This window comes from Ruegeria sp. TASC047 (assembly GCF_059612445.1).
Map to the genome: position 1 here is coordinate 207,849 of NZ_JBXWQP010000029.1, position 19,215 is coordinate 227,063.

The 19,215-nt window shown below is 58.5% G+C and carries 16 protein-coding genes; 7 read left to right on the forward strand and 9 right to left on the reverse strand.

Annotation, left to right across the window (positions count from 1 at the left end; all coding sequences use genetic code 11):
• Positions 1-85 precede the first annotated feature (85 nt).
• Positions 86-1,183 carry an MFS transporter gene (locus AC2FLO_RS08815; RefSeq protein WP_496752622.1) on the forward strand — a complete coding sequence of 366 codons (1,098 nt, stop codon included), beginning with the start codon at positions 86-88 and terminating at the stop codon, positions 1,181-1,183.
• 6 nt (positions 1,184-1,189) lie between these two features.
• Here AC2FLO_RS08815 and AC2FLO_RS08820 read toward each other — a convergent pair whose 3' ends face one another.
• The 3 genes from AC2FLO_RS08820 to AC2FLO_RS08830 all read right to left on the reverse strand — a co-directional run bounded on the left by AC2FLO_RS08820 (position 1,190) and on the right by AC2FLO_RS08830 (position 4,970).
• Complete coding sequence (locus tag AC2FLO_RS08820; protein ID WP_267366742.1) at positions 1,190-2,170, reverse strand: ABC transporter permease; 981 nt, start codon at positions 2,168-2,170, stop codon at positions 1,190-1,192.
• The gene (locus AC2FLO_RS08825; RefSeq protein WP_209504480.1) at positions 2,163-3,170 is read right to left on the reverse strand and encodes an ABC transporter permease; all 1,008 of its coding nucleotides are present in this window, start codon (positions 3,168-3,170) and stop codon (positions 2,163-2,165) included. The genes AC2FLO_RS08820 and AC2FLO_RS08825 overlap by 8 nt, the downstream gene beginning before the upstream one ends.
• 93 nt (positions 3,171-3,263) lie before the next feature.
• Positions 3,264-4,970 carry a peptide ABC transporter substrate-binding protein gene (locus tag AC2FLO_RS08830; protein ID WP_496752621.1) on the reverse strand — a complete coding sequence of 569 codons (1,707 nt, stop codon included), beginning with the start codon at positions 4,968-4,970 and terminating at the stop codon, positions 3,264-3,266.
• A 285-nt stretch (positions 4,971-5,255) separates the two neighbouring features.
• Between AC2FLO_RS08830 and AC2FLO_RS08835 the strand changes: the two genes are divergently transcribed.
• The 5 genes from AC2FLO_RS08835 to AC2FLO_RS08855 are packed head-to-tail and all read left to right on the forward strand — an operon-like array spanning position 5,256 to position 11,822.
• Entirely contained in the window at positions 5,256-7,076 is a 1,821-nt protein-coding gene (locus AC2FLO_RS08835) for an ABC transporter ATP-binding protein (protein ID WP_496752619.1), read from the forward strand.
• Between the two features lie 4 nt (positions 7,077-7,080).
• The gene (argE, locus tag AC2FLO_RS08840) at positions 7,081-8,247 is read left to right on the forward strand and encodes an acetylornithine deacetylase (RefSeq protein ID WP_496752618.1); all 1,167 of its coding nucleotides are present in this window, start codon (positions 7,081-7,083) and stop codon (positions 8,245-8,247) included.
• Positions 8,248-8,290: 43 nt separating this feature from the next.
• A complete protein-coding gene (locus AC2FLO_RS08845; RefSeq protein WP_496752617.1) occupies positions 8,291-9,457 on the forward strand; it encodes a M20 aminoacylase family protein in 1,167 nt (388 codons plus the stop codon).
• Between the two features lie 15 nt (positions 9,458-9,472).
• Positions 9,473-10,636: a M20 aminoacylase family protein gene (locus AC2FLO_RS08850; RefSeq protein ID WP_496752616.1), complete on the forward strand. Its 1,164-nt coding sequence runs from the start codon at positions 9,473-9,475 to the stop codon at positions 10,634-10,636.
• Between the two features lie 22 nt (positions 10,637-10,658).
• Positions 10,659-11,822 (forward strand): M20 aminoacylase family protein, encoded by a 1,164-nt coding sequence (locus tag AC2FLO_RS08855; RefSeq protein ID WP_496752614.1) that lies wholly within the window; start codon positions 10,659-10,661, stop codon positions 11,820-11,822.
• A 42-nt stretch (positions 11,823-11,864) separates the two neighbouring features.
• Here AC2FLO_RS08855 and AC2FLO_RS08860 read toward each other — a convergent pair whose 3' ends face one another.
• The gene (locus tag AC2FLO_RS08860) at positions 11,865-13,187 is read right to left on the reverse strand and encodes a 3-deoxy-D-manno-octulosonic acid transferase (protein WP_496752612.1); all 1,323 of its coding nucleotides are present in this window, start codon (positions 13,185-13,187) and stop codon (positions 11,865-11,867) included.
• Positions 13,188-13,190: 3 nt separating this feature from the next.
• Entirely contained in the window at positions 13,191-14,198 is a 1,008-nt protein-coding gene (gene moaA / locus AC2FLO_RS08865) for a GTP 3',8-cyclase MoaA (protein WP_267362895.1), read from the reverse strand.
• Positions 14,199-14,288: 90 nt separating this feature from the next.
• On the opposite strand from moaA, the gene AC2FLO_RS08870 reads away from it, so the two are divergent.
• Positions 14,289-14,720: a hypothetical protein gene (locus AC2FLO_RS08870; protein WP_496752610.1), complete on the forward strand. Its 432-nt coding sequence runs from the start codon at positions 14,289-14,291 to the stop codon at positions 14,718-14,720.
• Here the strand turns inward: AC2FLO_RS08870 and AC2FLO_RS08875 are convergent.
• The 4 genes from AC2FLO_RS08875 to glmU are packed head-to-tail and all read right to left on the reverse strand — an operon-like array spanning position 14,708 to position 19,125.
• Positions 14,708-15,394 (reverse strand): DNA alkylation repair protein, encoded by a 687-nt coding sequence (locus tag AC2FLO_RS08875; protein WP_496752608.1) that lies wholly within the window; start codon positions 15,392-15,394, stop codon positions 14,708-14,710. The genes AC2FLO_RS08870 and AC2FLO_RS08875 overlap by 13 nt on opposite strands.
• The gene (locus AC2FLO_RS08880; protein ID WP_496752606.1) at positions 15,388-15,942 is read right to left on the reverse strand and encodes a pyridoxamine 5'-phosphate oxidase family protein; all 555 of its coding nucleotides are present in this window, start codon (positions 15,940-15,942) and stop codon (positions 15,388-15,390) included. The genes AC2FLO_RS08875 and AC2FLO_RS08880 overlap by 7 nt, the downstream gene beginning before the upstream one ends.
• Positions 15,943-15,945: 3 nt before the next feature.
• Positions 15,946-17,769 carry a glutamine--fructose-6-phosphate transaminase (isomerizing) gene (glmS, locus tag AC2FLO_RS08885; RefSeq protein ID WP_496752604.1) on the reverse strand — a complete coding sequence of 608 codons (1,824 nt, stop codon included), beginning with the start codon at positions 17,767-17,769 and terminating at the stop codon, positions 15,946-15,948.
• A gap of 3 nt (positions 17,770-17,772) precedes the next feature.
• The gene (gene glmU, locus AC2FLO_RS08890) at positions 17,773-19,125 is read right to left on the reverse strand and encodes a bifunctional UDP-N-acetylglucosamine diphosphorylase/glucosamine-1-phosphate N-acetyltransferase GlmU (RefSeq protein ID WP_496752602.1); all 1,353 of its coding nucleotides are present in this window, start codon (positions 19,123-19,125) and stop codon (positions 17,773-17,775) included.
• Positions 19,126-19,215 lie beyond the last annotated feature (90 nt).

Sequence of the window (19,215 nt, forward strand, 5' to 3'; positions counted from 1 at the left end):
CAACCTGTAGAACGGGTAGGGCGGGCAGACAGCACGAGGTTCTCTGTTGATTGGCGTTTTCTCGGCATGGCGGGCAGTTGCCGCCATGTTCCTCCTGAACGGGGCCTTGTTTGGTATCTGGGCTTCGCGCATTCCGGCCGTGCGCGACCGGTTGGAGCTGTCCCATGACGCGTTGGGTTACGGGTTGTTGTTCATGGCGGCCGGGGCTGTCTGTTCGTTTCCGGTCACGGGGCGGTTGACGGATCGGTATGGTGCAGTCGCGGTAACCCGGATAGTGGCTGTTCTGTACACGCTGTCGCTGGTTCTGCTTGCTGTTGCTGGCGGGTTTTGGGCGCTGGCGTTTTGTTTGTTTGTTTTCGGCGCGTTCCACGGATCGATGGATGTGGCAATGAATGCCTGGGCCGCCGAAGTCGAGCAGGCATATGACAAACCCGTAATGTCGTCATTCCACGCCATGTGGAGCCTTGGGGCCGGTCTTGGCGCGCTCAGCGGGTATGTGGCAGTTCAGATGGGGCTGACGGTTCTGGTGCACTTCCTAGTGGCGGGTGGCGCGGTTGTCGCCTTCGCGCTGGCCTCGTCGTGGGTGCGCTGGACGTCGAAACGGTCCGAGCGGTCGCAAAGCTCGGTTTTTGCTTTGCCCTCGGGTGCGCTGATACTGGTCGGATTCGCGGCCATGTGTGGTGCATTGGGTGAAGGCGCCGTCGCAGACTGGAGCGCGATTTTCCTGCGAGACGTTTCCGGTGCGCCCGAAAGTGTTGCCGCACTGGGCTATGCCGTGTTTTCCGTGACGATGGTGGCGTTTCGCCTTGCAGGCGCGATTGTCATTATGCGGTTTGGTCCTGTCGCCACGGCTCGATTCGGCGGAATCTGCGCGGTACTGGGCGTTTTCGCTGTGGTTTCTTCGGTCGCGCCCTTGCCCGCATTGGCGGGGTTTGCGCTGATGGGCATAGGGTATGCGGTGATCATGCCGCTGGCGTTCAGCCGTGCTGCCAGCGATCCGCTTGTCCCGCCGGGGCAAGCCATCGCAAGTGTCGCTACGCTGGGATATGGCGGGCTGTTGATTGGGCCGCCGCTGATCGGCTTCTTGGCGGAACTGTTCGGCCTGCGTCTGGCGTTCGCCGTGCTATTGCCATTGGCCGTTCTGATCGTGCTGTTGGCCGGCGCGCTGAAGCGCGCCGACTAACTTGTTTCAGCGTCCGCGAATGCGGGGATCCAGCGCGTCGCGCAGACCATCACCCAGATAGTTGACGCTCAGCACAGTCAGCGAGATTGCCAGCCCGGGCCAGAATACACGCTCGGGGTATTGCTGAAGATAGTCGACACCATCAAACAACAGGCGGCCCCATGTCGGGAAGTCGGGCGGGAAGCCCAACCCAAGGAAGGACAGCGCGCTTTCGGTGATGATCGCTGTGGCAATCCCCAGTGTTGCCGACACCATGATCGGCGAAAGAACGTTCGGCAGGATATGCCGCGTGATGATCTGGCTGTTGCTGGTGCCGATGGAGCGTGCGGCCAGAACGAATTCACGTTCCTTGATGGCCAGCACGTCACCGCGCACGATCCGTGCAGTCGGCATCCATGAGGTGATGCCGATGGCGCAGACGATCAGGATGAAAATCCCGCGCTCCAGCCCAAAAGCCGCTGACAGGGGCTCGCGGAACAGAAGCATCATGACCAGCAGCAAAGGCAGCAGGGGCAGGGCCAGAAACAGGTCGGTCAGGCGCATCAGCGGCCCATCGAGCCGCCTGAAGAATCCCGCCAGAACGCCGATGAACGAACCCAGAAACAGCGCCAGCAACATCGCGGTTATGCCAACCGAGACTGAGGTTTGACCACCCGACATCATGCGCGCAAGAATGTCGCGACCCAATTGGTCGGTGCCAAAGGGATGCGCCCAACTGGGCCCCTGATTGCGCGACCGGATATCGATCTGGGTTGGATCAATGCTCCACAGATACGGGCCCAGATAGACACCGGCAACGATGATGATAAACAGGATCGCCCCGACCATTGCGCCTTTGTGGGTCTTGAACTGATCCCAAACATCGCGCCATTGGCTGCGGGGAGGGGTGGCCAGTTCTTCCATCACGTCGGCTGTCGGCAAGGCGGTTGAGGCTGGTGCAAGTCCTTCGTCCGGGACCAGCGTATCGGTACGATCATGATCAGTCATATCGAATCCTCGGGTCCAGAATGCCATAAAGTACGTCAGCGATCAGGTTGAACAAGACGATCAGTACGGCGAAAATAAAGGTCAGGGTTTGCACCATCGGCAGATCATTGGCCTGAATCGCGCCGATCAGCAACTGCCCGATTCCGTTCACCTTGAACACCTGCTCGGTGATGATGGCGCCACCAAAGATGGACGGAATACCCAGCGCGATCACGGTGACCACCGGGATCATCGAGTTTCGCAGGACGTGAACCATGACCACGGTATATTCGCTGAGACCCTTGGCGCGGGCGGTGCGAACGTAATCCTGATTGAGGTTATCCAGCATGGACGCGCGCATGAACCGGCTGAGTTGTGCGGTGATCTGCAAGGCCAGAACCATGACCGGCATGATCATCTGTTTGAGCTGCACAACAAAGCTGTCCCAGCTGTTGACCACCAGCGTGGTGTCATAGATCGACGGGAACCAGCCCAGCTGGACTGAAAAGATCACGATTACCAGCACGCCCGAAAAGAAGGGTGGAACGGAAAAGCCGACCATCGACACGAAAGTACCCATCTGGTCGAACCAGGAATACTGACGGTAGGCCGAATAGATGCCGATGGGCAGCGCGATCAGGATGGCGACCACATAGGCGGTGCCGACAACCCACAGGGTCTGCGGGATACGCTGAACGACGATGTCCATGACCGGCGAGCGTGTCTGCCAGGAAATCACGCGCAGGTCGCCTTCGGAGAAAGTTGTGCCGAATACAGAATCGACCAATACCTGCGGTTCTATCCAGAAGAACTGCACGATCCATTTCCAGAACCGGATATGCATCGGCTGGCCGAGGCCAAGCGCCTCGCGCATCTTCTCTTTGACTTCCGGGGGAACGGTGAGTGGAACCTGTGCCATCGGGTCGCCAGGGGCAAGTTCGAGCAGCAGGAAGATGACGAGGCTGATGAACAGCAGTGTGGGCACCGCCAACACCAGTCGTCTGATTGTAAAGTTGAGCATTCAAAGGCGCCTTTGTTGATGCGTCTTCTTGTTGGAGCGGCCTGCAAATGACCGCGCCCCGAAGATCGGGGCGCGGCTTGGCAGGTTTAACGCTTAGGACCCGGTCTTGCGGTACCAGTCTGCTGCATTCCACAGCTCGCTGTCCCAAACATTCAGGATCACGCCACCCAGGGTGTTTGCGTGCGCTGACAGACGGCCACGGTGCACCAGCGGGATCATGCCGCCGTTTTCAACCATGATGTCGTTCAGACGACGGGCGATTTTCGCACGCTCTTCCGCACCAGCGGTTTCGGCCAGCTGACCATGCAGCTTGTCGAATTCTTCGTTGCAGAAGCGGCTGATGTTCTCACCCTGCCACTGCGATTCCGGCTTGGGTGCCTTGTCGCACAGGCCGTTGCCCAGATAGGACTGCGGGTCGGTGCCGTTGAAGGTGTTGGCGTACATTTCAACGTCCGCATAGAACTTCTGGAACGTGTCGGGCGAACCCGGGTCACCGCCGAAGAAGACCGATGCGTTGATGTTGCGCAGCTCGGTTTCGATACCGATCTGGCTCCACCATTCCTTGATTAGCGCTTGGAAGTCCTGACGGACGGCGTTGGTCGACGTCTGGTATACGATCTTCAGCGGAACGCCGTCTTTTTCACGAACGCCGTCGCCATCAGAGTCTACGATACCCGCGTCATCCAGCAGTCTCTTCGCACCTTCGATGTCCTGCGTGTCACAGGAAAAGGTGTCCGAATTCACGGCAGCCGGGGCCGGAACCCAGTTACAGGTGACCTGACCGGCCTGACCATAGCCAATTTCCACCAGCAGCGGACGGTCGATTGCCAGAGACATCGCCTTGTAAACCGCAGGATCCTTCAGGAACGGATGCGGGTGCGCAGCAGTCGAACGCTCGCCTTCCGGCAGATCGGGCGACGGGTTGGTCTGGTTCAGCATGATGCGCTCGACTAGCGGGCCGAAGCCTGCGACCGGAGTGCCCTTGCCACCTTCCTGCATCTGCTGGATCACCTCAGGTGCCAGCTGCAGGTTCCAAGCATAGTCAAATTCGCCGGTTTCCATCACCGCGCGGCCCGCCGCTGTCGCATCGCCGCCACCTTTGAAGGTCAGCGTCGCAAAGGCAGGTTTTGCCGGATCACGGTAGTTGTCGTTTGCCTTCATGGTGATCACGTCGTTCGGCTTGAACTCGGTGACGACAAATGGGCCGGTGCCGATCGGGTTAAAGTTCTGCTCGGTGCATTCGGGGGCCTTCGCGCCCAGGCAGTCAGCGAACTGTGCGGCCTGAATGATTGGGCTTTCACCGCCGACAAACGGACCATAAGGGAACGGGGTCGGTGCATCGAACGTGACCTTTACGGTCAGATCGTCCACGGCTTCGACCGATGTGACACCTTCGAATTTGGTCACCTGCGCGCAGCCACCTTCGGGGTGCATGCAGTAGTCTGCGGTGAATTTCACGTCCGCAGAAGTGAACGGACTACCATCAGACCAGGTGATTCCCGGTGCGATTTTCCAAGTGATCGAGGTCAGATCTTCGCTGACACCACCGTTTTCAACGGTTGGAATTTCCGATGCCAGATAAGGCACCATGTTGCCGTCCTGATCGTAGCGGGCGAGCGGTTCGATCACCAGCGAAGCCGACTCCACATCCTTGGTGCCACCCGAAAGGAACGGGTTCAGGATCGACGGTGCCTGCCAGTAAATGATGCTGACATTGCCGTCCGATCCGCGCTCGGCAAAGGCCATCGGGGCCATCGCTGTGCTTGCAATCGCACCAAGCAAAAGGGTTTTGATTTTCATAAGTTACTCCCAAGTTGGACACGTTCGTGTCTCGATTATCTCCGCAAGGCCTGCGGGTTTGGCGTTGCCGCCCCAAGGTAAGGTTCTGATCAACAAAGATAATAGCGCTAACGATTTCGGTCTGCGCCGCCTCCCCAGGTCGGTTACATGGCGTATCGAAACAGAACCTGAGAAAAATGCAAGTAGTGCCGTCGCGAAAATGTGTAATGGGTTTGACTTTTCCCGGCGGCCCGCCTTAGCGTTCGGAATTCAGAAAAAGAATACCGTCGTCAAGGGAGCGCGCGCGTGCTGGATCAGCCTATTGCACAGATTAAAAAACTGCGGGTGGAGTTTCAGACGAAGGATGGCCCCGTTGTCGGTGTTGAGGATGTCTCGTTCGAGGTCAAACCAGGTGAAACCGTTTGTATCGTTGGCGAATCGGGGTCTGGAAAATCGGTGTCGTCGCTGTCGCTGATGCGGTTGGTCGAGTTCGGTGGGGGTGAAATCGCGGGTGGTGAACTTCTGTTTGATCGCCGCGATGGGGGCAAGATGGACCTGTCCAAAGCCGATCCGGATCTGATGAAACAGATTCGCGGCAACGAGATCGGGATGATTTTTCAGGAGCCGATGACGGCGCTTAATCCGGTTTTTACCGTTGGTCGCCAGTTGACCGAAGGCCTGCGCATCCACAAGCAGATGTCAAAGGCGCAGGCCGAGGACCGGGCGCTTGAGTTGCTGCGCCAGGTTCGCATCCCCGAGCCCGAGCGTCGTCTGAAACAATACCCGCACGAGCTGTCGGGCGGGATGCGCCAGCGTGTCGTCATCGCGATGGCCATGGCCTGCGAACCCCGCCTGCTGATCGCCGATGAACCAACCACAGCGCTGGACGTGACCATTCAGGCCGAGATCCTGGCCCTGATGGATCGCCTCAAGCGCGAAACCGGAACTGCGGTGATGTTCATCACCCACGACATGGCCGTGGTTGCCCAGATGGCTGACCGTGTTGTTGTCATGTATCGCGGCAACAAGGTCGAAGAGGGGACCGTCAAGGAAATCTTTGAAAACCCGCAGCATGATTACACCAAGGCCCTTTTGGCCGCAGTACCGAAACTGGGTGAAATGCAGGGCAAGTCGGCACCTGAACCGATGAAGTTGCTGGGTGTCGAGGGGCAGAAAATTGCGCCCATCCCCGGAACCGAAGAAGTTTTGTTGACCGTAAAGAACCTGACCACGCGGTTTCCTGTCAAAGGTGGTCTTCTGCGGCGCACGATCTCGAACGTTCATGCGGTCGAGGATGTGTCATTCACACTGAACAAAGGTCAGACACTCAGCCTTGTGGGTGAATCCGGGTGCGGAAAGTCCTCGGCCGGGCGTTCGATCCTGCGGCTGGTCGAGCCGATGGCGGGCGAGGTCAATCTGGACGGTGTCGATATCATGAAGCTGGACCCGTCCGGCCTGCGCAAGGCGCGGCTGGACATGCAGATGATCTTTCAGGACCCGTTCGCCTCGCTGAACCCACAGATGCAGCTGGTCGATCAGGTTGCCGAGCCGATGCGCAACTATGGCGTGGCGTCGGGATCCGAATTGCAGGACCGCGTCGCGCAATTGTTCGACAAGGTGCAGCTGCCGCGCAGCTTCATGCGTCGTTTCCCGCATGAAATGTCCGGGGGACAGCGTCAGCGGATCGCGATTGCCCGCGCACTGGCCCTGAACCCCAAGCTGATCATCGCGGATGAGGCGGTCTCGGCCCTCGACGTGTCGGTTCAGGCGCAGGTTCTGAACCTGATGATGGAGCTGCAGTCCGATCTGGGGCTGTCCTATCTGTTCATCAGCCATGACATGGCCGTGGTTGAACGTGTCAGCCACTATGTCGGCGTTATGTATCTGGGCCGCATTGTGGAACTGGGCCCGCGTGCACGTGTGTTTGAAAACCCGCAACACCCCTATACGCAGGCATTGATGAAGGCAGTTCCAATTGCTGATCCGAACAAGCGAAAGACTGAAAAAGACCTGAACTTCAAACCGATCCCGTCACCGATCCATCCTGTCGATTACAAACCGGAACCCTCGCAATATCAAGAGGTTGAACCGGGTCACTTTATCCTGACTACAGACAGTGGGTACTGACACGATGGCCAAGCGCCTGACGCCGCTTGAGATCATGACCAAGCTGATCTCATTCCCAACCGTGAGTCGTGACACCAACCTGCCGTTGGTCGGCTGGGTGGAAGAATACCTGCAAAGCCATGGGATCACGTCGCACCGCTGGCCTGATCCGGATCAGCCGCATAAGGCGGCGATCTTTGCGCATGTCGGTCCCTTGGAAGAAGGCGCAGTTGTGCTGTCCGGGCACACGGATGTCGTACCGGTTGACGGGCAACCCTGGGACACCGACCCCTTCACCGTGACCGAGGAGGACGGCAAATATTTCGGGCGCGGCACCTGTGACATGAAGGGATTTGATGCGCTTGCCATCTGGGCGCTGGTCGAGGCGCATTACGCAAGTGTGAAACGACCGCTCCAACTTGCGCTGAGTTTTGATGAGGAAGTCGGGTGTACCGGGGCGCCGCCGATGATCGAGGCGATGCAGGGCGTTCTCCCCAAAGGCTCGGCGGTGGTTGTGGGCGAGCCATCGATGATGCAGGCGGTGACGGGTCACAAGGGTGGGTTCGGCTTTGACACCCATATGGTCGGGTTCGAAGTTCACAGCTCGATCATGCACACAGGCGTCAACGCCATCATGGCGGCGGCCCCGTTGATCGACTGGGCCAACCAACAGAACGCGCGAAACATGGCGGCGCAACCCAGTACCGTTGCTGCCGTGTTCGATCCACCCTGGACAACCTGCCACGTCGGTATGATTGAAGGCGGAACAGCCCATAACATTACCGCCAAAGACTGCCGGTTCATGATGGATTTCCGGACTGTGCCCGATGAAACGCAGGCTCAATGGCGCGATGCCTATTTCGAACAGGTTCGGCAAGTTGAGGCTCAGATGCAGGCCGTTCACCCGGATACCCGCATCGAACTGACTGAAAACTTCGCGATTCCGGGGTTGATCCCGGAAGAGGATGGTGAAGCCGAAGCTCTGGTACGCGCCCTGACCGGAGACAACGCAAGCCATGTGGTCAGTTACGGGACCGAGGCAGGTCAGTTTCAGGAGGCCGGGTATTCTGCCGTGATATGCGGACCCGGAGACATAGCGCAGGCCCATCAGCCGAATGAGTTCATTACGATTGAACAATTCGAAGCCGGTCATAAATTCATGCAGCGATTGGTTGAAAAACTATGCGCCTAGCCCGGTCTAAAATGGTGCCAGCGGTTGAGAGGGAGGTCTTGAGATGCCCGTAAAAAACAGACTTGCAGAAATGCATGGCGAGATCACCGAATGGCGTCGCCACCTGCACGCCCATCCGGAGCTGATGTATGACGTCCATGAAACTGCGGCGTTTGTCGCTGCCCGTCTGAAAGAATTTGGAGTGGACGAGATCACTCCGGGCGTTGGCAAAACGGGCGTTGTCGGGGTGATCAAAGGGCGCACGGATACGCAGGGGCGCGTCATCGGCCTGCGTGCAGACATGGACGCGCTTCCGATTGAAGAGGCGACAGGGCTGGACTATGCCTCGACCGTGTCGGGCAAGATGCACGCCTGTGGACATGACGGGCATACTTCGATGCTGCTTGGGGCCGCGCAGTACCTTTCCGAAACGCGCAATTTCGATGGCACCGTAGTTCTGATCTTCCAGCCTGCCGAGGAAGGCGGGGCCGGCGGTCTGGCCATGTGTCAGGACGGGTTGATGGACCGCTGGGGCATTCACGAGGTCTATGGCATGCACAATATGCCCGGTCTTCCGGTGGGAGAGTTCGCAATTCGACCCGGTGCGTTGCTGGCCTCGTCCGATGAGTTTGAAATCACCGTCACTGGCAAGGGCGGACACGCCGCTGCGCCGCATGAGGCGGTGGATACGACACTGGTGGCCTCGCACATCGTTGTTGCCTTGCAATCAGTGGTGTCCCGGACCGTTGACCCGATCAAGCGAGTTGTCCTCACCGTTGGGACGTTTGTGACGGACAGCGTAGCGTCGAACGTGATCGCTCATACGGTTCGTTTGCAGGGAACCGTGCGGACACTTGACCCCGAGTATCGCACAATCGCCGAAGAACGCGTGCGCCGGATCGCCGAGGATACGGCCTCGGCCTTTGGCGCGAAGGCGGAGGTTATCTGGACACCGGGATACCCGGTGACAGTGAATTCCGAGGCCGAAACAGGCTATGCGGCCGAGGCGGCAGCTGCGGTTGCGGGCAAGGTCAATGACAGCACGGACCCGATCATGCCGTCCGAAGATTTTGCCTATATGCTTGAAGAACGCCCCGGCGCGTACATCTTTATCGGGAACGGGGATACGGCCATGTGCCACCACCCGCTATACAACTTTGACGACGACGCGATCCCCGCCGGTTGCAGCTGGTTTGCCGAGCTTGTGGAACGACGATTGGCTGTCGCATGAAACAGGGAGAATGACATGCCGATCAAGAACCGTCTCGCAGAGATGCATGATGAGATCACCGCGTGGCGGCGTGACATTCACCAACACCCGGAAATTCTGTACGACACCCACCGCACCAGTGCGCTGGTTGCGGAAAAGCTGAACGAGTTTGGTTGCGACGAGGTCGTGACCGGCATCGGTCGCACCGGAGTCGTCGGGGTCATTCGCGGCAAAAGCGATACGCGGGGCCGTGTGATTGGCTTGCGCGCCGATATGGACGCCCTGCCGATGCAGGAACAGACCGGGTTGGACTATGCCTCAGAAATACCGAATGCGATGCATGCATGCGGTCATGACGGGCATACTGCGATGGTTTTGGGGGCCGCCAAGTATTTGGCGGAAACCCGCAATTTTGATGGCACGGCAATTGTGATCTTTCAGCCTGCCGAAGAAGGTGGGAATGGCGCCGAGGCCATGTGCAAGGACGGTCTGATGGATCGGTTCGGCATTCAGGAAGTCTATGCGATGCACAATGTGCCGGGTGTTCCTACCGGGCAGTTTGCCATTCGTTCGGGCCCGTTGCTGGCAGCGGCGGACGAGTTTGACATCCATCTTGAAGGGCGCGGCGGCCACGCGGCAAAACCTCATCAGACGATTGATACAACGGTGATGCTGTCGCAGCTGATCGTGGCGTTGCAGACGATCGTGTCGCGCAACGCGGATCCGATTTTGCAGGCCGTGCTGTCTGTGACCTCGGTCGAGACGTCCTCGAAAGCGTTCAACGTGATCCCGCAATCGGCACGGATACGCGGCACCGTTCGGACCCATTCCAACGAGTTGCGCGACCTGATCGAACAACGGCTGAAGGGAGTCTCGGAAGGGACCGCCGCAACATTTGGCGGGTCCGTGAACGTCACCTATACGCGCGGTGTTCCGGTGACGATCAATGCCGAAGCCCAGACGGGATATGCAGCAGAGGCTGCGGTGTCGGTCGGGGGCAGTTGCATTGAAGCGCCGATGGTGATGGGGGGCGAGGATTTCTCGTTCATGCTGGAAGAGAGGCCCGGTGCATTCATCGTTTTGGGCAACGGTGACAGTGCCGGGTTGCACCACCCCGAATACAATTTCAATGACGAGATCATCCCCATTGGATGCTCGTGGTTTGCGGAAATGGTCGAGCGCCGGATGCCGGCGGCTTGACCTGAATCAGGAGAGAAAAGACATGCCAGTCAAGAACCGCTTTGCCGAATTGCAGAATGAAATCACGGAATGGCGAAGGGATCTGCACGAAAATCCAGAGATCCTGTTTGAGACCCACCGCACCAGCGCGAAGGTGGCCGAGAAGCTGAAGGGGTTCGGATGCGATGAGGTTGTGACCGGTATCGGACGTACCGGCGTTGTGGGGGTGATCAAAGGCAAGTCGGACAGCAAGGGAAAGGTGATCGGCCTGCGCGCAGATATGGATGCATTGCCGATACATGAGGCAACGGGGTTGGACTATGCCTCGAAAACGCCGGGTGCGATGCATGCCTGTGGTCATGACGGGCACACCGCGATGTTGCTGGGGGCGGCAAAGTACCTGTCGGAAACCCGCAACTTTGACGGCACCGTTGTCGTGATCTTCCAACCTGCTGAGGAAGGTGGTGGCGGTGGCCGCGAAATGTGCGAAGACGGCATGATGGACCGCTGGAACATTCAGGAAGTCTACGGCATGCATAACTGGCCGGGACAGCCTGTCGGCAAGTTCGCAATCCGACCGGGGTCGTTCTTTGCGGCAACCGATCAGTTCGACATCACCTTTGAGGGTCGCGGCGGACATGCGGCCAAACCGCATGAGACCGTGGATACCACAGTACTGGCAGCGCAGGCTGTCCTAATGCTGCAAACGATTTCTTCGCGCAATGCCGACCCGATTGATCAGGTTGTGGTGTCAGTGACATCGTTCGAGACGTCATCCAAGGCGTTCAATGTGATCCCTCAGACCGTGCAGATCAAAGGCACGGTGCGCACCATGAGCAAGGGCATGCGGGATCTGGCTGAAAAGCGGATCAACGAGATTTGCAACGGTGTTGCGGCCACGTTTGGCGGCACCGCTGACGTGACCTATATTCGTGGATATCCGGTGATGGTGAACAGCGACGAGCAAACAGAGTTTGCGGCGGATGTGGCCCGGTCGGTGTCCGGTGATTGCGACGAGGCACCTTTGGTCATGGGGGGCGAAGATTTTGCCTTCATGCTGGAGGAACGCCCAGGCGCTTATATTCTTGTGGGCAACGGTGACACCGCAATGGTTCATCACCCGGAATACAATTTCAACGACGAAGCCATTCCGGCCGGATGCAGCTGGTGGGCGGAGATTGTTGAACAGCGGATGCCAGCCGCCTGATGGAGAGTGTGGGGGCTCTGCCCCCACCCCCCCGGGATACTTCTAGCCAGATGAAGCGGGATCCTCTGCTTGCAGATCAAGCACCGTGCAGAGGGTTTCGACGACGGCATCCAAGGCGGTCGATTGCGTGATGACGCAGGATTGTGCAGCCGTTCTGGCGGCTTGGAGGGCATTCTGGTCCGACAGCCAATGTGAAACGGCCTCAGAGAGGTCAGCGGATGTCTGGACCTCGACAGCGCCCTTGGCGTCGATCAGCGGGGCAAAGGTTTCTGCAAAGTTGAAATACCCCGGGCCGGTGATCACTGCGGCCCCGGCCTGTGCCGGTTCAAATGGGTTGTGTCCGCCAATATCTTTCAGTGATCCCCCAAGGAAAACGATCGGGCAAAGCGCGTACCAGGTTCCGGTTTCGCCCAGTGTATCGGCAACATACACGTGCGTCGTATCTGTGATCGGTGCGTTTTTTGACCGGAAGGACGCCTTGAACCCGGCGTTGTTCAGAAGTTCTGCAACCTCACCGCGTCGTTCGGGGTGGCGTGGGATCAGTAGCAGCAGAAGGTCGGGCCAATGCTGCAACAATGCCTTGTGGGCTGCCAGAACGCTGTCTTCTTCTCCGGCATGGGTGGAACTGGCGATCCAGACCGGTCTGGCGGCTAATTGCGCGCGAATGTCATCCAGCGTGTTCTGGTCCACAGGCAGAGGATCGGACATGGCCTTGAGGTTGGTGCCGGGCTGCACGCGTTGGGCAGGGGCACCCATGGCAATCAGGTCGGCAGCTGTTTTGTCGTTTTGCGTCAGGAACAGGCGAAACTTATTCAGAATAAACCTTGCCGTTTTAGGGCGCTTCTTCCATCCGGCGACAGATTTGTCCGACAATCGAGCATTCAGCAGAGCCAGTGGAATGTCGCGCCCTGCGCTTTCGACAATCAGCCGCGGCCAGATCTCGCTTTCGACGAAGATCCCGGCATCGGGTTGCCAATGGTCCAGAAAGCGTTGGACCGAGTTGGCTGTGTCAAGCGGCGGGTACTGGTGCCGGGTGCGGGGCGGCAAGCGCTTTTCGATCAGGGCCGCTGAGGTTGGCGTGCCTGAGGTGATCAGAAACTCGGATTTGGGAAGGCAGGTGCCCAGCCGATTGATCAGAGTGAGGACCGACAGGCTTTCGCCGACGCTGGCGGCGTGGAACCAGATCAACTGCCCTGCGGGGCGGGTCTGACTGGCATGGCCAAGACGCTCGAGCTGGCGGTCGGCTGCTACGCCCGCAGCCTCAAGTTTCTTTCGGACGGTTCTCCAGACCAGAGGTGCGGCCAGAGAGATCAGGGCGCAGTACAGGTAGTACAGCGCTGTGGGTCGGTCTTGGTGATCCGGCATGTATCAGCCGCCTGTATGGCTCATATGGCGGCTCATCCGGCCATCGACGGACTGGCGGGAATAGTCGAAGTCGTGACCTTTTGGTTTCAGGTTGATCGCCGCGCGGATGGCATCTTCAAGCGGCTGTTCTGTATCGGGGTGATCCCGCAATGCGCCGCGCAGATCCGCCATGTCCTCCTGCCCAAGACACATATAAAGCTCGCCAGTACAGGTCAGGCGCACTCGGTTGCAGCTTTCGCAGAAATTGTGGGACAGGGGCGTGATGAAGCCGATCTTCTGACCGGTTTCTTCCAGCCTGATATAGCGGGCCGGGCCGCCAGTGCGTTCGGCCAGATCCGTGATTGTGTAATGGTTTTCGTACTCTTTGCGCACGTCCTTGAGCGACCAGTACTGGTCCAGGCGATCCTCGTTGCCGATATCGCCCATCGGCATGACCTCGATCCAGGTCAGGTCCATGTCGCGCTCGGCGCACCATTCAGTGATCTTGGGCAATTCGGGTTCGTTGAACCCCTTGAGCGCAACAGCGTTGATCTTGATCCGCAGCCCTGCCTTTTGCGCCGCGTCAATGCCGTTCAGTACCTGTTTGAGGCGGCCCCAGCGTGTGACTTTAGCAAATTTGTCGTCATCCAGAGTATCCAGGGATACATTCACACGGCGCACACCGGCGGCATAAAGATCTTCGGAGAAGCGATGCAATTGCGAACCGTTTGTCGTCAGCGTCAGCTCTTTCAACGCACCGCTGTCCAAGTGGCGAGTCATGGCGTTGAAGAAAGTCATGATATTGCGACGAACCAATGGCTCACCGCCGGTAATGCGCAGTTTCTCAACGCCCATTCTTACAAAGGTCGAGCACATGCGATCCAGCTCTTCCAGCGTAAGAAGGTCTTTCTTGGGCAGAAAGGTCATGTTTTCGGACATGCAGTAGACGCAACGAAAATCACAGCGGTCCGTAACGGAGACGCGGAGATATGTGATGGCGCGGGCAAACGGGTCGATGAGCGGAGCAGACATGCGACATAGGTAAAGCTGTAACCTGCCTGCGACAAGTGCGAACTGCGCTTTGCACTGGATAACGCCAGCATGGGATTGTAGTTTCCGGGCATGAAAAAGACATTTGTATTTCTATGCGTTGTTTTGACCGGGTGCGATACTGTCCGGGCAACTACGGAACGTGTGTTCGGGTCCGGGGGTGAGGCGGCTGAGGCCGTATCGGATGTCGAAACTGCGCCGGTTGTCGCTGAGGAGGTTCTTCAGCCCGAACCGGTTGCGGCACGCCCCAGTTGGGTCGGGGCCAAAACAACCATTGCCGGGCTTGGTGATCCGACCACACCAGGACGCTGGATGCAGACGCCGCTGGTCGATAGCGAGGTAACGGCGCGGGTTGTTGTGCCCAGAACCGGCGCGCAGGCCTATATCACTCTGGTTCCTGCCGCAGGCTCGGAAAGTAGCGGCAGTCGCTTGTCGCTGGATGCCATGCGGGCCCTTCTGGTGCCATTAGACGAACTGGTCGAAGTCGCGGTTTATGCCGACTGACTTTTCAGGTATTTGGCTGCTTCGCGGCGGGCAAACGGCTTCATGGCATCACCATGTCTGTCCAAAAACGCGATCACGCGTTCGGGGTCGTGTTTGGACAGTTCCCGCAGCCACCAGGCGATTGATTTCTGAATGAACCAGTCGCGGTCCGGGACATATCCGGCGGCCCAGCCGAGGATACGGTCGCGGCGTTGCAGGTCTTCGGGCTTGGGGTGGTTCTGTTTGGTCCAGGGCAGCGTTGCGACAAGGGCGGCGCGCCGGGTCCACATGTGATCGGACTGTGTCCACTGTTCGACGGCGTCCAACCTCTCGGGGTCGGTCATCAGTCGTTTTTGCATCGCCATGCAGGCATGATCGGCGACGGCCCAGGCGTCAAAGTCCGGTAGCCAGCTTTGAAGCAGGTCCCAAACCTGATCGTCGGGCCGGATGCGGGCCTGGGTCAGAAGCTTGGCCGCGGCAAGGCGCCCTTCGTGGATATCGGTTTGCCACAGCGCCCTGGCCAGCGCCACGCGTTTGTTCACATCCAGCTCTTGCCGCCATGTTTTGGTCAGATCGTTGAGAACCGGATTGGCAACACCCAGATAGACGCGATCCGCCTTGTGATAACTGGCCATCTGACCCGCACGTTCGGGGTCGGTATGGGCTTTGATCTGATCAAGAAAAGGGGTCAGCATTGGGGGCAGACCGGAACGCCTGTCGGTTCGCCGTCAATCGTCTGGCTGTTCTTTTCGGCCCAATAAGACCGGATGTCGCCGTCCGTCTTGCCATCGACCCATTTCTGCATCGTGTCGCGGTCGGACTGGAATTCCATGAATGGCACTGCATACCCGCAAGAGGTCTGAACCATTTCGATCGACTGGTCGTAGATCTGTCGCGCGCTGCGGTGGTTGGGGAAAAGATTGGCCAGTTCATCCCAGCCCTCATCTCTGACGTGCAGAGTGCGGGCTGTGCCATATGTGCGCAGGATCAGTGGGCGTGTGGTGAAGGAGCACCACATCAGTGTCATCCTGTTGACCTGCATCAGATGCCCCGCCGTCTCGTTGCCGCTGCCAGTCAGGTTCATCCAGACGATGCGGTTTGGCCCCAGCACCCGCAGCGAGTCCATACCTTTGGGCGAGATATTGACCTTTCCCTCGGTCCCGGCGGTGCCGACGAAGAACATATGCTGATCTTCGATGAACTTTTGATGCGCGTCATCAAGCTGGGGAAACTGTTTGGACATGGGTCACTCTACCGTCACTGATTTTGCCAGATTGCGCGGCTGGTCTACATCCGTCCCTTTGGCTACAGCTGTGTGATAGGCCAGCAACTGTGCGGGAACCGAATAAAGGATCGGCGCAAGACTGGTGTGAACATGCGGCATCCGGATCGTGCTCCAGACTCCGTCTCCGGCCTCGTCAATTCCATCATCATCAGACACAAGGATCACTTTGCCCTTGCGCGCCATCACTTCCTGCATGTTTGACACGGTCTTGTCGAACACCGTGTCACGGGGCGCCATGACAACCACGGGCATATGTTTGTCGATCAGGGCGATGGGGCCATGTTTCAACTCTCCTGACGCATAGCCTTCGGCGTGGATATAGCTGATTTCCTTGAGCTTCAGCGCCCCTTCCATTGCCAGCGGATACATCAGGCCACGGCCCAGGAACAGAACGTCGCGCGCCTCGGACAGGCGTTGGGCTGCTTTGCGGATCGCCCGGTTCTGATCCAGTGCCGTGTTCAGCACGGTCGGCAATCCGCGCAGCGCAGCGGCATGATCGGCGATTTCCTCATCCGTCAGGGTGCCGCGATCTGTCGCCGCCTTGAGCGCCAGCATCAGCAAAACGCTTAGTTGACAGGTGAAGGCTTTGGTCGAAGCCACACCGATTTCAACGCCAGCATGGATCGGCAGGGCGATATCGCTTTCCCGAGCAATCGAACTTTCAGGAACATTGACGACAGAAACGATCTTGTCCGCCTTGCCCTCGCAATAGCGCAGCGCTGCCAGGGTGTCGGCGGTTTCTCCTGACTGGCTGACAAACAGCGCCAGTGTGCGACCCGTGATCGGAGGTTCGCGGTAGCGAAACTCGCTGGCGATATCGACCTCGACCGGCATCTTGGCCAGTTGTTCGAACCAGTATTTCGCGGTCAGGCAGGCGTAAAACGCGGTGCCGCAGGCGACCATGGTCAGACGGTCCAGCTTGCTGAAATCCAGCTCGGCGTCGGGGAACACCACTCGATCACCGCCCGTGGGCAGGTAGGATCGGATGGCCTCGGCCACGACGATAGGCTGCTCAGCGATTTCCTTGGCCATGAAATGCTTGTGCTCGCCCTTGTCCGCGCGCGCATGATCCAGCTTGATCTTGCGCTTTTCCCGGTTGGCCAGTTCACCGGCTTCGTTGCGGATTTCCAGCGATGTTCGGGTCAGAACCGCGCGGTCGCCTTCCTCAAGATAAGTGATCTGGTTGGTTAGCGGCGCAAGGGCAATGGCGTCCGAGCCCACATACATCTCACCATCGCCGTGGCCGATGGCCAGGGGTGATCCTTTGCGGGCCGCTACAATCAGGTCGTCCTCACCATCGAAAAGGAATGCAAGGGCGAAAGCACCTTCCAACTTGTCGATGGTCTTGAAAGCGGCCTCGATCGGGGACATGCCTGTGTTGAGGTGATGTTCCGTCATCAGCGCGACGGTTTCAGTGTCGGTTTCGGTCTTGAAGGCCACGCCGTGTTTGGCCAGTTCCGCCCTCAGGTCGCGGTAGTTTTCGACAATACCGTTGTGAACCACGGCCACCGGGCCCGCCTTGTGGGGATGCGCGTTGTTGACGGAAGGCGCACCATGTGTGGCCCATCGGGTGTGACCAATGCCGGATTTACCGGGCAGCGGATCATGCACCAACAGATCGCTGAGGTTGACCAGTTTGCCGACCGCACGCCGACGACCCAGGACACCGTCATTAACGGTTGCAATCCCGGCGCTGTCATAGCCGCGATATTCCAGCCGTTTCAGGGCTTCTACCAGTATGGGAGCCGCTTCATGCTGCCCCAAGACACCTACAATTCCACACATATCTCAGGCCTCGTTATCGCGGCGAGCCTTCTTCGCCTTCAACATATCAAACAGTTTTCGCGCGTAGCCGGGTTTGTTTTCCTGCTTGGCGCGCGCCACGGCCAACGCCTCGGGCGCTACGTCTTTGGTCACCACGGTGCCTGTCGCTGTCATTGCGCCATCGCCCACAGTGACTGGGGCCACGAGCATGGTGTTGGAGCCGATAAAGACATTCGCACCAATGTTGGTTTTGTGCTTCATCACGCCATCATAGTTGCAGGTGATTGTTCCTGCGCCGATATTCGTCGCAGCACCCACTGATGCGTCACCGATATAGCTGAGGTGGTTGACCTTCGCGCCTTCGGCGATTTCTGCATTCTTGATCTCGACGAAATTGCCAACCCGCGTGTTTTCGGCCAGTTCCGCGCCGGGGCGTAGCCGCGCGTAAGGGCCGACAATGGCGCCGCGACTGACATGGCACCCTTCCAGATGGGAAAAGGCCCGGATAGTCGCACCGCTTTCGATGGTCACTCCGGGGCCGAAGACCACGTTGGGTTCGATTACTGTGTCACGCCCAATCACAGTGTCTGCGGACAAGTATACCGTATCCGGTGCCATTAATGTGACACCTATATCCAGCAGTTCTTCCCGCGCGCGCGCCTGAAACACCGCGTCGGCGGCGGCTAGATCAGCGCGTGAGTTCACGCCCAGCGTCTGGGCCTCGTCACAGGCGATGGCGGTTACGTTCAGACCGCGGTTGCGGGCGATCTGAACTACGTCTGTCAGATAGTATTCGCCTGAGGCATTGTTGTTTTCAACGGCATCAATCAGCGAAAAAAGCAACCGGGCATTACAAGCTAAAAGGCCCGAGTTGCAAAATGTTATGGCGCGCTCTTCATCTGATGCGTCTTTGAATTCGACAATGCGTTCCAACGTGTCGCCATTCATGACCAACCGGCCATAGCGGGCCGGATCAGCCGCATCGAACCCAAGGATGACCAGGTCATTTCGGGATCGAGCCTCGACCATCCGTTCCAGCGTGTCGGGTTGTAAAAACGGGGTGTCGCCGTAAAGAACCACGATATCACCGTCGAACCCGTCCAGTGCTGTCCTGGCCTGACCGACCGCATGGGCCGTACCCAACTGTTCTTCCTGAACGGCTATCCGGGCATCGTCGTCTTCGTCCTGAGCAACCTTTGCTACTGCCTCGGACCCGTGGCCAGTAACGATCACCGTACGTTCGGGCGACAGGACAGACCCGGCGCGCATCGCGTGAACAAGCATCGGAGCCTGAGCGATGGGATGCAGGACTTTGGGAAGATCCGAATTCATCCTGGTGCCTTTTCCGGCGGCAAGGATGACAAGGGCAATGGTCATGAAATCGTTTTCTCTTTGTGTTTTGTTGTCGACCGTTTTATCCGCTGAGGGCAAAGGCGCAAGCTGTTCGGCCATCAAACAAGATTGCCG